Raw genomic sequence first — 12,132 nt, 5'->3', positions numbered from 1 at the left:
GTGGTCTGACGATCTGAAGGTCCGAAGTTGAAGGTCCGAAGATTCGTGGGCGGCCGTATAGGACCGCATACGACGTGATGGGAGACTCAGCCCTGGCTTTCCGCCAACGTGCCCACGGTTCCCGCGGCATGCGTGCCGTCGGCGAGTTCGGAGAACAACTCAAGGTTTCTGGAGTCGTCGAGCAGCACCGAGGATCCGACCCCGTCGACGTAGTAGTCGGGATTCGTCCAATACACACTGCCGGACACGCCCTCGTCGCCGGTGGCGTTTTTGAACGCCAAGGCCATCATCAGCATGCTGTAGGGGTTGGTGTCCTCGTCCACGGTGATCGAATCCAAACCGGCCTGAGCCACGGACATCACCGTGCCGAGATTCGTCAAAGTCTGACTGCTGGAGGCTTTGGAGACGATGGCCGAGATGACTTGGCGCTGGCGGGCGTTGCGGCCGAAGTCGCCGGTGGCGTCCGCGTATCGCATGCGGGAGAACGCCAATGCGGTGACGCCGTCCGCGGTATGGCATCCGGCCTGCCATTCCAGTCCGGAATACGGGTCGCTGACATCCTCGTCATAACACAGTTCGACGCCTCCCAGCGCGTCCACCACCTGGGTGAGTCCGCCGAACTGAATCTGTGCCACATGGTCGATTTTCTGCCCGGTGATCTGTTCGATTTCGCTCACCAGCGCCTGAGAGCCGAAGAACTCAGCGACGGCGTTGATTTTCATATAGGTGTCCTCCACGACGACCAGTGAGTCACGTGGGATGGAGATCAGCGAACTGGCGCCGTTTTTCGGCTTGGTGAGCACAAGAATCGTGTCCGTGCGAGAGCCTTGCACATCCGATTCGTCGGCGGTGGTGCCGTCGCGTTCGTCGGAGCCGAGGATCAGCCAGGTCGAGGCGGGCGTGTCGGCGGTGTCGGTGAGCCAGGAGGCTTTGTTCAGCCGACCGTCGACCCAATTCCACGCGCCGAACACCGAAAGCGCCATGGCGGCGATCAGCAGCAGCAATACGGTGGCGACGATAAGCAGCGCTTTGGGGCCGCGTCGGCGGGGTATGGACGCGACGTTCGCTCCGGCCGCCGAAGATGGGGTGCCGGTCGCGGAGGGCATCGGCCTCGACACGGACTGCGCAGAGGCCGACGAGACGAGGGGCGACGAGACGTGCGCCGACGAGGCGCGTGAAGTACGTGCCGCGCGCGGAGCGATCGATTCCGGTACCGCCGCGCTGGCGGGGCGTTGCGCGGACGATGGGGTGCCCGATGAGGCCGCGGCCCGCGAGGTGCGGGGCGCGGCGGTGGACCTGCGCGACCGTGAGGCGGCCGGCGGAATGCTTTGGGGTGTTTCAGCGGCGCGTGCGGCGCGCGGCGTGAAGCTGGGGGGAACCGGAGTCTGCCCAGAGGCGGATGTTCCGCTATGGCCGGCCGTGCCAGCGGTGCCGGAGGTGGGACGCTGGCGTCGGGACGCCGAGGGGACGAAGCTCGGCGGAATGTTCCGCGGGTCGGCGCCGCCTGCGTCCTGTGTCATCATGCCTCCATATGTCCGGTGTCTGCCCCACTTTTACACGGCCGAGCCCGCGCATCGGCCGCGCTCGGTTATTCCTGCGCAGTAACGGCACATACGGTCACGTTCAGGTAGCGGTCGGCGATGCCAATGTATTCGCCGGTGGTCGGGTCGGTGATGGACCCGTTCTCCGGATTGACGATGCCGCCGGTGTCCGGATCGACCAGCGTGCCGTCCTCCAAAGTGATCAGGCCGGTGTTCGGATCGACCTGCTGGGTGGTGTCATCGGTGCCGTCGCTGGTATCGCCGGTGCCGTCCGTGCCGTCCGTTCCGTCGGAGGTGTCGGTGCCGTCGGACGAGTCGCCCGTCGTGTCATCGGTGGTGGACGAGTCGGTGGTGTCGTCCGAGACGGTGATCGGCTTGCCTTCGCGCATCTTCGCCCACAGCGTCTCCGCGTCGGCGGTCCACACGCGGCGGTTGGCGTCCAGGGCCCATTCCTGGACCGGCACGGTTTGGGCGTACAGATGGGTCATGTCGAAATCGGCCAGGCTCATGGCCAAGCCGGCGAGCGTGGTGGTGTTGGCCAGGCCGCGGCTGATGTTCAGCGACTGCAGCGCGGACTTCGCCAGCTGGTAGAGCTGGCTGGTCTGGGTGAACAGATTCTTGGACATGGCCTCGCTCAGCAGCTGTTTGATGAGGTACTGCTGCCTTGTGGTGCGCATGATGTCGGTGCCGTCGGTGCCGGTGCCGTGGCGCATGCGCGCGTACTGGGTGGCCGTGGTGCCGTCGAGATGGTGCAGGCCGCGCGTCAGCGACAGGCCGGTGTACGAGTCCTCGGTGTCCACGGGGATGCAGATGTCCACGCCGCCGAGCGAGTCGATCATGGAGCTCAGGCCTTGGAAGTCCACGACGATGAAGTTCTGGATGTCCAGACCGGTCAGCGAATTGATCGCGCTCACCGTGCAGCTGGCGGCCGAGGCGAGGTCTCCGCCGACGGAATAGGCGTTGGGGAAGATCGAGTTGAACATCACGTCGTACTGCGCGGGGATGGTGCCGTTGGAGGTTTCGCAGCTGGGCACGTCCACGATGGAATCGCGGGGGATGGAGACCAGATTGATCCACGAGCGGTCGGCGGCCACCTGCACCACCATCGTGGTGTCGGCGTTGTGCAGATTCGCGGTGTCCTCATCGGAGCCGCCGATGGCCGCGTTGCCGTCGCCTTCGCGCGTGTCCTGACCCAGAACCACGAATTCGATGCTTTGTCCGGCGTTGGGGTCGATGATCTGCGAGGCGGCGCTGTCGCCGTCCTGGGCCAGCATATCGACGGCCCGGTTCTGAATCGTGCCGTCGAGATCGAGCAGCGTCGCCGCAGTGGCGGTTCCCGCGCAGCAGAGCACCGCGATGATGGCGCAGGCGATGGCCGTGCGCACGCGATGGCTGACCCGGTATCCCGTGCTGTGCCGAGGACGGGTGGCGTCCAGATGGTTCAGGTTGGGAATCTCGGCGTCGTCGTTGCTGTACGGTGTCACGCTGTTGCCCTCCTTATAGGGGATGCTCACTGGTCGGGCCGGTGCCCTGTAAACCATTGAATTGTAAGGCATCTACATGAAAACAGCGCCAAGAATGCTGGAAACGGCGTAGATATTCGCGAAACATTCGCGTGGCTCATATACCACAGTATCCTCGAAAGGGGTGCATCGACACAGGGAGATATTTGACAAATGCGAAGTTGCATGTGTGTAATTTAAGCGATGAAAAACACGCTCATGGCAAGGAGGATCGCATGTGGGGTGTGATCGAGGAGCCGGGCGACGAGCCGTTGAGCGACCTGTGGGGGTTGTTCGCACCTGAGGGGGATGTGTTTTGGCAGCACAAAGCCTTGTGCTCGCAGACCGATCCGGAGGCGTTCTTTCCTGAAAAAGGGGGGTCGACGCGCGACGCGAAGCGTGTGTGCGCCAAATGCGAGGTGCGTGAGCAGTGCCTGCAGTGGGCCATCGACCATGACGAACGCTTCGGCATCTGGGGTGGCATGAGCGAGCGCGAACGCCGCCGTTACAAGCGAGAACGCAAGGAGCGGGCGTAGCGTTCGCACGAGTGCGTACACTTAAGGGTTATGAATCCGACAGGCAACAGCGATATCCAACAGGCTCTGGCCGACGCCATGGCCAGCCGTCCGTACACGCATCGTCAGGACGTCGACGCGTCGGTGGCGGCCATCGTCACCGTGGAGGAGGATACGCGGTTCCTCACCTCCACACTTTGCGCGTTGCTGACCCAGACCATACTGCCCGGGGTGATCGTCGTCGCGGACGTGTCCGGCGCGACCTCGCAGCCGGTGCAGGCGAGTTTCGAGGTCATCCACTCGCCCTCGGGTCCCGTGCTGGAGATTCCGGAAAGCAAACATGTGACGATTCGCATCGTGCGGGCCAAAGGCGCCCGCTCCTTCTCGGACGCCGTCGCCAAAGCACTGCCCCACGCGCGTCTGGAATCCTCGATCAAAGCGCTGTGGCTGCTGCACGACGATTCGCGACCGGCCGATGACCGGTGCCTGGAGAATCTGCTGGAGGCCTGGCACAACGCGCCGGGCGCCAGCGTGCTGGGCGCCAAGCAGCTCGACTGGGATGCCGAACGTCTGCATGACGTGGGCTTCTACGCCTCACACCATGGCGTGGAGAGTCTGGTGGTCGAAGGCGAGCCCGACCAGGAGCAGTACGACGGCCGTCAGGATGTGTTCGCCGTCTCGCTCGCCGGCGCGCTGGTGTCGATGGAGCAGTATCGCGCCGTGGAAGGCGTCAACCCATGGTTCACCACCTTCGGCGAGTCGCGTGATTTCTGCCGTCGGGTGTGCCTGAGCGGCGGACGTGTGGTGGTGGTGCCGCAGGCGCGCATCGCGCACGCCCGCGCGCGTTACGAGGGTCTGCGCTCCCGCGACGGCGAGCCGCTGGATTCCGACCATCGCACGAACGCCGCGCTGTCGGTGAGGCGCGCCGCCCAGCGCTACCGGTATACGGATGTTCCCAAGGCGCACTGGATCTGGATGTGGCTGTGGAGCGTTTTGCGCGGACTGGGCATGGCGGTGGCCTGCCTGTTCGGCAAGAAACCTTGGGAGGCCTGGTGCGAGCTGTGTCTGCCGTGGCTGGCGTTGACGTCGGTTCTGTCGGCGCGTCGCGCCCGGCGCACGGTGGCCAGGCAGGCCAAGGTGACGATGTCGAATCTGCGCATGCTCACCGTCGACAAGGAGCAGCGTAAACTGTGGCACGACCGCAGGCAGGCGTTCGAGGACCAGAGCCATGTCGTGCTGCTCAGCCCGTTGGCCAAGGCCCATCTGCGTGCGCGCGCCATCAGACGATGGTCGTTGGCGTTGTCGATGGCGGTGCTGTGCCTGTTGGCCGTGGCCGTGATGCACTGGGATGTGCTGCGCGCGGCTTTCTCCGATGGCTCGCTGTATTCGTCATCGCTGCTCTCCACCGACGCCACGTTCGGCCAGTTGGTGTCCGCGGCGACCACGCCATGGGTATTCGGCGCGGGCGCGGGCATTCCCACGCCGCCCACGCCGTGGCTGCTGGTGCTGATGGTCGCCTCCATATTCACTTTGGGGCATGTGAACGTCGCCTTGACGATGATCTTCTTCTTCGCCGCCCCATTGAGCGTGCTGTCGTTCTGGGCGCTGGCCGGCGTGTTCACCCGTTCGGATGTGGTGCGCGTGCTCGGCGGACTGATGTGGTTCTCGTTGGGATTGAGCATGGGGCTCTACGCCGAGGCCAATCTCGCCATGCTGACCGTGATGGTGTTCCTGCCCGCCGCGTTCGCCTTCGTGTTCCGCGCGGTCGGCATGTATCACACCGAGGATATGGTCAAACCTCGCCCCTCCGTGCAGGCGGCGGCGATATCGGCGCTGTGCTTCATGCCGGTGGTGGCCGCCGAGCCGCAGCTGCTGCTGCCGTTGATCATCTCCTTCCTGGTGTTCCTTATGTTCGTGCCCGCCCGTCGCGTGCGTCTGCTGCTGATTCCCATCCCCGCGGCCTTCGCGGTGGCGCCGACGCTGCTTAACGCGATCCGCTACGCCGACGAGGGCGCATGGCGTCAGATATTCGGCGACATCATGGAGCCGTCCGTGGCGGTCAACGGCTCGCCCGCCGCGTCGTCGTTGGCCGATGTCGTGCAGCGCGCCCTGGGATGGAATATCGCCTCGCTCGCGCCGCTTGACGTGATGTTCACCGCGGTGACCGTGGTGGTCGGTCTGCTGGCGGTCGCCTCGTTGATGCTGCCGTTCGCGTTGCGCGCCTCGCGTCTGATGTGGGTGGTGGCCGTGGCCGGCTCGGCGTTGTGTCTGGTATCGACGCGCGTGACCATTCAGGTCGATGCGGATGGTTCCGTGGCCGGTTCCGCCTTGCCGGGGATGGCGTTGGCCGCTCTGGGATTGTTCTCCTGCGTGTGCCTGGTTGCGGGCGGCGCGGTGAAGCGCTTCTTCGCCCTGCACGCGCGTTCGTCGCAGGTCGAGATCTCCGGCTCATCGCACGCGGTGGCCATTCGTGTGGGCCGCGCCGTGCTGTCGGTGGTGTTGGCCGCATGCGTGGCCGCGCAGTGCGCGTTCGCCGTCGGGCATCTCGGCTCCTCCACCGTTGGTTTCTCCACCACATCGCTGCCTATGGTCGCGGTGGATTATCTGGACAGCGGCTCCGACCATCGTGTGCTGGCGTTACGCGTCCAAGAGACGAACGCCGTCGACTATACGGTGATGCGCACGGGCCGCGGCGACCTGATCGACAGTTCCCCCGCGCAGCGGGTGCGCGAGATCTCCGGCGCGAGCGACCCGGCCAGCCAAACGCTGGCGCAGGCGAGCGCCAGCCTGTTGGCCGACGTCGATTCCGACGCCATCGAGCAGATCAGCGCATTGGGCATCGGCGGCATTTTCGTCGTGGCTTCGGATAGCGAGGACCGTGACGCCTACGACCAGCTCGTTTCGCATCTGACCGCGTCCGAAGGCACCCAGTCTCTGGTGAGTTCCGAAACCGGCACGTATTACCGTCTGACGTTGAACGACAGCGCTGCGCAGAACATCGACACATCCTGGCAGGCGCGCACCCAATCAAGTCCGTGGCGGCTCGCATGGCTGATCTGCCTAGGTTTGGTGAGCGCGCTGTACTGTCTGGTGGCCCTGCCCCGCAGCCGTCGCGTCCGTCTGGAGGAGGAAGCATGAGAAAAGCGGCACGTATCGGTTTCGGTCTGCTGACTATGCTGGTGATCCTCGCCATCGCCGCGGTGTTGGTGTTCCTGCCGGGGCCTTCCTCATGGGTGGACGACACGAGTTCGGAGAGCGGCACCGCCGTGTCGCACACCGCCAGTCCCACGCAGATCTCCTCGTACTGCCCGTCCCCGATGAATCTTTCGGATACGGAATCCTACGGCGACAGCGCCTATCAGGCCTCCGTGGGCAACCAGTCCTCCAACGCCCGATATGCGGCGTTCGGTTCGGTGTACCGTTCCGTGATCATGCCGTTCGGCGCCGATGGCGATGATGGAGATTCGCTGTCGCTGGAGAGCACCGAGCTGTCCGACGCCGATACGGTTCTGGTGGATGGCGAGGAACTCGCGCAGAACGCGGCGAGCCGACTGATGGACACGCGTCTGCTGGAATCCGCCCAAGGTGTGGGTGTGGCCGGCGCGCTGGCGTCCCAAGCCACCGAAGGCGACCTGAAGGGCGTCTCCGCCGCCAGCTGCGTTGCGACCGACCTCAGTCACTCCTTCCTGCTGACGGGCACCGCTACCGGCACCACCCAGCAGCTTATCGTCGCCAACCCCTCGTCGAAGGCGACCACCGTGGATATCCAGGTGTGGGGGAGCGATGCCAGCGGCACACTGACCTTGGCCACCTCATCCACCTTGGCCGTGCCGGCGTCCAGTGAAAGCGCCATGGATCTCGCCGCCGCCGCAAGCGGGCAGGACGGCCTGTATGTGACCGTCTCCAGCGCGCAGACGCCGGTGGCGGCGGTGGTGCGCACGGTGTCGATGGACGGTCTGGACTCCAAAGGCTCCGATTTCGCGATGCCGTTGGGCGAGCCGAGCGCCGCTTCGGTGGTGCCCTCGATCACCCAAGGGGATGAGACCACCGCTTACCTGTTCTCCTCCGAAGACACCACCGTGACGCTGTCATGGGTGAGCGAACAGGGCTTGGAGCGTGCCGAAGAGGTGACGCTTGAGTCGCAGCGCGTCGCGGTCGTCGATTTGGGCGAAGCTCCCCAAGATACGTTGGCATTGGTGGCCGAAGCCGAAGCGGAAGTGAATTTCGCCGTCTCCACCGTGCGTTCGGGCGCAGGCAACCAGGCTGATTTCGCGTTGACCAACGCCGCCCATCCCGTGGAAAGCTCCGCCGTGGCGCTGCCCGACGGTATGAGCGCGCGTGTGACGTTGGCGAACGCCGACGATGACGCGCATACGGTGACGCTGCATGTCTACGATGCCTCGGGCGCGCGTTTGGGCGACCGCGACATCGAAGTGGGAGCGAACGCCGCGGTGTCGCTCACCGCCGACGATCTGACCGATGATGACGAGACGGCGGCCGTGCTGGTGTTGGACGACGAATCTCATGAGGTCGGTTGGGGCGTGCTCCTGTCGAATACCGCCGTGGACGATGCGGATATGGCCGGATTGGCCACGCTGGAGGCCACTTCGCTGATGCCCCAGCAAACGCAGGTGTGGGCCCGCTCCCAGAGCGGAATCGTCCACTAGCGGACAATCTCATATCCATTAGCGTATCCGTCGAATATCCGACGGATACGCTGGCACGGCTCACATTCCCCAGTCGGGATCGATTTCCTCGGGGCGACGGCCATACAGTTGCGCCAAACGGCCCACCAGCTCGTCGCGGATCGCCCACTGCAATTCCATACGAGAAAGCGCATGCGTCTGCAAGGGCAGACGGTAGAGCACGATGCGCGCGGGAATGCCGTGCGAGGCGGCGAAACACTGCGAGGTGGGGCGGGGTTCGATCTCCCAGGGCGCGGGATCGGACGGCGGCACATCCTCCACGGCGAACTGCACAGGGCGCACCAGCTGCGGCCACGCGCCGTTCAAACGGCGGATCTGCGCCGCCACCATATCGTCGAACATGCCCGATCTGGTGCGGTAGCGCGGCAGACGGGTGCCGAACATCGGGGTGCGGGTGCCCCGTCCATGGCGGTTGCGATACACACGTGCGTTCCAAGGCGGTTCAAACATGCCTTCCACCATAGGACAAGGCGGCGGCATTGCGTTACGATACTGTCTATTGGCCGTTGCATGACGACTCAGGAGGAGAGACGTATGGTGGTGGTTGTCTCATCGTGGAGAGAGTGCGATCTGGATGCCGTCTGCGCCCGTGCGAAGGTGTTCGGATTCGACTTGGACAACACCCTTGCCAAATCCAAACAGCCGATGACTGAGGCGATGGCGCGGCGTTTCGCGACGCTTACGCATCTGACCCCCATCGCATTGATTTCCGGCGGCAGCTATGGCGTGGTCTGTCATCAGGTGCTGGACGCCTTGGATGAGACCGCCGAAAAGAAGGATCTGCATGTGATGCCCACCAGCGGCACGCGCTACTACCGTTGGAACGGCGCGGAATGGACGCTGGTGTACGACCATGACCTAAGCGAGGAGGACCGCTCCGCCATCATCGCCAGTCTGGAGCGCCGCGCCCGCGAGCAGGGGGCGTGGGAAAGTCGGGTGTGGGGAGAGCGCATCGAGGATCGCGGCAGCCAGATCACGTTCTCCGCGTTGGGACAGTGGGCGCCGGTGGAAGCCAAACGCGGCTGGGACCCCGACGACACGCGCAAACGCCGCCTGGCGCAGGCCGTGCAGACGGATCTGCCCCATATGCTCGTGCGCACGGGCGGCATGACCAGCGTGGACGTGAGCGAGCCCGGCACGGACAAATCCTATGCGATCACCTCACTGGCCGGCCGGCTCGGCATTGAGCCCGGGCAGATCGCGTTCATCGGCGACCGTATGGATCCGGGCGGTAACGATTATCCGACGGCCGTGGCCGGGGCGATGGCGCTGCGTGTGAGCGATCCGGAGGATACGCTGCTGTTGTGCGACGAGTTGATCAGTCGGCTCGGTGGCTGATCTGATGGAGGGCCTGGGGGAGGCGGCTCGGCGGTTGATGGCCGCGGTGCGCGATCTGCTGCTGCCGCGCGGATGCGCCGGATGCGACCGCCCCGACCACGTGCTATGCGATGACTGCCGTGCGGCGTTCCAAGGATGCGAGCCGCGTGAGCTGCCGGGTTGCGCGATGGGCGGTGCCATGGCGTGCGCGGCGTACCAAGGCACGGCGCGCCATGCGATTCTTGGATGGAAAGACCACGGCGATGAGGAGCTCGACGGCGTGTTCGGCACGCTGCTGGCCGATTTGGCGCAACGCAGCGGTCTGATGGACTGGTGCCGGAGTTTGCCGGCGGCGGATAAGCCGGTGTGGGTGGTGCCGTTGCCGTCATCCGTCCGTTCGATGCGCCGGCGTGGCCGTTGGCATACACTGCCGTTGGCCAAAGCTGTGGCCGCCCGCATGAACGAGCGAGGCATCGAGGCGGTGGTGGTGCCGGCGCTGCGCAGCACCGCGACAGGCGGGCGGAGTGTGGAACAGGGCAATGCCGCCGATCGAGGGCGGCGTATCGGAGGACATATCGTGCTTGACGAGAATTACGAGATAAGTGGGCGTGTGGTGGTGTTGGTGGACGACATCATCACCACCGGCGCCACCATGCGCCAATGCGCGGCCGTGGCGAGCGGCGCCGGCGCGCGGGTGTCGACCCTGCTGGCATTGGCGCAGACGCCGGCCTCGGCTACTCGCTGATGTGGTATTTCGGCAGGATGACCTCGAAATCGGCGCCGCGCGCGTCATCGACCACCCTGACGGTGCCGCCGTGCAATTGGGCGGCCCAACGGGCGATGGACAGGCCCAGTCCGGTGCCTCCCGATTCGGTGCCGGGACCGGTTTTGCCTTTGACGAAACGGCGGAAGATATCCGAACGGTCGGAGACGGGGATCTGCGAGCCGAAATTGACGACGTTCACCACCACGGTGCCGTGCGTCTCGTCCTCGCGGGCCTCGACGAGCACAGCGGTGCCGTCCGCGGAGTGTTTGAGCGCGTTGGCGATGATATTGGTGAACAGCTGGCGCAGGCGGTCCTGATCGCCCTCCATCATGATGTCGCCGTCCACATGCATACGAATGTCATGGGCGTGCCCGGCGTCGGCGATCTCCAGCGGTTCCACCGTCTCATCGAGGAACTCGCCCACATTGAAACGTTCGATGTTCAGACTGGCCGCGCCCGCCTCCATACGGCTCAGATCAAGCAGGAAGGCGATGAGATCGGACAGTCGGCGGGTCTGGTTGAGAATGCTCTCCATATTGGCGGGCGTCGGCTCCACCACGCCGTCTGCCATGTTCTCGACCATCGCTTGCAGCGCCGAGACGGGGGTTCGCAGCTCGTGGCTCACATTGGCCACCATATCGCGGCGCATCTGGTCGGCGTGCTCCAGTTCCTCGGCCATCTCGTTGAAGGAGCGGGCCAACTGACCGACCTCGTCATGCCGTGTCGAATCGAGGTCGACGCGCACGGAATAGTCGCCTTCGGCCATGGCCTCGGCGGCGTCGCGCATCTGGCGCAGGGGAGCGGTGAGACCGCGCGAGAAGTAGTAGGTGAACGACAATGCGACCACCAGCGTCAACGGCATGGCGATCCAGCCGCTCCAACCGAATTTCAGCAGGAACCAGCACATCGCGAAGGCGATGGCCGTGGCGGTGACGATGATGGTGGCGAGCTCGAGCTTAAGCGAGGAGAACAGCCCGAGCGGGCGCACGGGTTTCATCCGTGCGCCCGCTCGGGGAATGCGCCTATCAGATTGTTTGGCCATGGGATTCAGTCGGCCACCGGCGGTTCGAAGGCGTAGCCCACACCATGCACGGTGCGGATCGTGTCGGCGCCGAGCTTATGGCGCAGCGCCTTCACATGCGAATCGACCGTGCGCGTGCCGGAGGCGTCGACCCAATCCCATACCTCTTCCAGCAGCTTCTCGCGGGTGAGCACCGACTTCGGCTTGCGGGCGAGCGTGGCCAGCAGGTCGAATTCGGTGGGTGTCAGATGCACCTGCTCCCCATCCACCGTCACGATGCGCTGCGCGGGGTCGATCACCAAAGAACCGAAATCGAGCAGCTTCTCGTTTTCGGAATTCTTGGCGATCACCTTCGCGCGCTCGACCCGGCGCAGCAGAGCCTTGCATCGGGCGATCAGCTCGCGCATGGAGAACGGCTTGGTCATATAGTCGTCCGCTCCCGCGCCCAAGCCGATCACCTTATCCGCCTCATCGTCACGGGCGGTGAGGATGAGCACGGGAACCGGCCTGTCCGCGACGATGCGCTTCGTGGCCTCTAAACCGTCCATCACCGGCAACATGATGTCCATGATCACCAGGTCGGGGCGGAGCTGGGCCGCCGCCTGCACGGCGCTGGCACCATCACCGGCGACGCGGGCCGTCCAGCCCTCGGCGGTGATGCGCTGCGCGATGGCCGTGGCGAGCGTGGGCTCGTCCTCGACCACCAGCACCGTGCGTGGGGTCGTGTTCTGATGCGCTGTCGTGTTGAGCATATTCATGTCGCC

General features: G+C 65.0%; 10 protein-coding genes. 5 read left to right on the top strand and 5 right to left on the bottom strand.

Translation table 11 applies throughout. From position 1 onward, the window contains the following. Nucleotides 1–86: 86 nt before the first annotated feature. On the bottom strand, nucleotides 87–1,520 hold the full coding sequence (locus AC1AV0_RS01025) for an LCP family protein (protein ID WP_476570638.1): 1,434 nt from the start codon (nucleotides 1,518–1,520) through the stop codon (nucleotides 87–89). A 68-nt stretch (nucleotides 1,521–1,588) separates the two neighbouring features. Then, complete coding sequence (locus tag AC1AV0_RS01020) at nucleotides 1,589–3,025, bottom strand: LCP family protein (protein WP_476570637.1); 1,437 nt, start codon at nucleotides 3,023–3,025, stop codon at nucleotides 1,589–1,591. Between the two features lie 254 nt (nucleotides 3,026–3,279). Between AC1AV0_RS01020 and AC1AV0_RS01015 the strand changes: the two genes are divergently transcribed. Genes AC1AV0_RS01015 through AC1AV0_RS01005 form a run of 3 tightly spaced genes read left to right on the top strand, consistent with a single transcriptional unit; the run spans nucleotide 3,280 to nucleotide 8,225 of the window. Beyond that, nucleotides 3,280–3,579, top strand: a complete 300-nt coding sequence (locus tag AC1AV0_RS01015) for a WhiB family transcriptional regulator (protein ID WP_476570636.1) — start codon at nucleotides 3,280–3,282, stop codon at nucleotides 3,577–3,579. Nucleotides 3,580–3,609: 30 nt separating this feature from the next. Continuing rightward, nucleotides 3,610–6,696, top strand: coding sequence for a glycosyltransferase family 2 protein (locus AC1AV0_RS01010; protein WP_476570635.1), 3,087 nt, complete (start codon nucleotides 3,610–3,612; stop codon nucleotides 6,694–6,696). Continuing rightward, nucleotides 6,693–8,225 (top strand): DUF5719 family protein, encoded by a 1,533-nt coding sequence (locus tag AC1AV0_RS01005; protein ID WP_476570634.1) that lies wholly within the window; start codon nucleotides 6,693–6,695, stop codon nucleotides 8,223–8,225. The genes AC1AV0_RS01010 and AC1AV0_RS01005 overlap by 4 nt, the downstream gene beginning before the upstream one ends. Nucleotides 8,226–8,285: 60 nt before the next feature. Here AC1AV0_RS01005 and AC1AV0_RS01000 read toward each other — a convergent pair whose 3' ends face one another. Next, entirely contained in the window at nucleotides 8,286–8,714 is a 429-nt protein-coding gene (locus AC1AV0_RS01000; RefSeq protein WP_072724146.1) for a metallopeptidase family protein, read from the bottom strand. A gap of 90 nt (nucleotides 8,715–8,804) precedes the next feature. Here AC1AV0_RS01000 and AC1AV0_RS00995 point away from each other — a divergent pair, with 90 nt between their 5' ends. Next, the gene (locus AC1AV0_RS00995; RefSeq protein ID WP_476570914.1) at nucleotides 8,805–9,602 is read left to right on the top strand and encodes an HAD-IIB family hydrolase; all 798 of its coding nucleotides are present in this window, start codon (nucleotides 8,805–8,807) and stop codon (nucleotides 9,600–9,602) included. Further along, the gene (locus AC1AV0_RS00990) at nucleotides 9,595–10,326 is read left to right on the top strand and encodes a ComF family protein (protein ID WP_476570633.1); all 732 of its coding nucleotides are present in this window, start codon (nucleotides 9,595–9,597) and stop codon (nucleotides 10,324–10,326) included. The genes AC1AV0_RS00995 and AC1AV0_RS00990 overlap by 8 nt, the downstream gene beginning before the upstream one ends. Here AC1AV0_RS00990 and AC1AV0_RS00985 read toward each other — a convergent pair. Together AC1AV0_RS00985 and AC1AV0_RS00980 are read right to left on the bottom strand one after the other, a co-directional pair. Continuing rightward, nucleotides 10,316–11,344 (bottom strand): sensor histidine kinase, encoded by a 1,029-nt coding sequence (locus tag AC1AV0_RS00985; RefSeq protein ID WP_476570911.1) that lies wholly within the window; start codon nucleotides 11,342–11,344, stop codon nucleotides 10,316–10,318. The two genes, AC1AV0_RS00990 and AC1AV0_RS00985, sit on opposite strands and share 11 nt — an antisense overlap. Nucleotides 11,345–11,394: 50 nt before the next feature. After that, nucleotides 11,395–12,120: a response regulator transcription factor gene (locus AC1AV0_RS00980; RefSeq protein WP_476570632.1), complete on the bottom strand. Its 726-nt coding sequence runs from the start codon at nucleotides 12,118–12,120 to the stop codon at nucleotides 11,395–11,397. Between the last annotated feature and the right edge of the window lie 12 nt (nucleotides 12,121–12,132).

This window comes from Bifidobacterium sp. LH_558 (assembly GCF_056356295.1).
Note: the sequence above shows the minus strand (reverse complement) of the source record. Positions and strands in the feature narration are given on the sequence as shown.

Coding starts and splice junctions, on each gene's coding strand:
- AC1AV0_RS01025 (WP_476570638.1), bottom strand. CDS start 1,520: ATGACACAGGACGCAGGCGGCGCCGACCCGCGGAACATTCCGCCGAGC.
- AC1AV0_RS01015 (WP_476570636.1), top strand. CDS start 3,280: ATGTGGGGTGTGATCGAGGAGCCGGGCGACGAGCCGTTGAGCGACCTG.
- AC1AV0_RS01010 (WP_476570635.1), top strand. CDS start 3,610: ATGAATCCGACAGGCAACAGCGATATCCAACAGGCTCTGGCCGACGCC.
- AC1AV0_RS01005 (WP_476570634.1), top strand. CDS start 6,693: ATGAGAAAAGCGGCACGTATCGGTTTCGGTCTGCTGACTATGCTGGTG.
- AC1AV0_RS01000 (WP_072724146.1), bottom strand. CDS start 8,714: ATGTTTGAACCGCCTTGGAACGCACGTGTGTATCGCAACCGCCATGGA.
- AC1AV0_RS00985 (WP_476570911.1), bottom strand. CDS start 11,344: ATGAAACCCGTGCGCCCGCTCGGGCTGTTCTCCTCGCTTAAGCTCGAG.
- AC1AV0_RS00980 (WP_476570632.1), bottom strand. CDS start 12,120: ATGCTCAACACGACAGCGCATCAGAACACGACCCCACGCACGGTGCTG.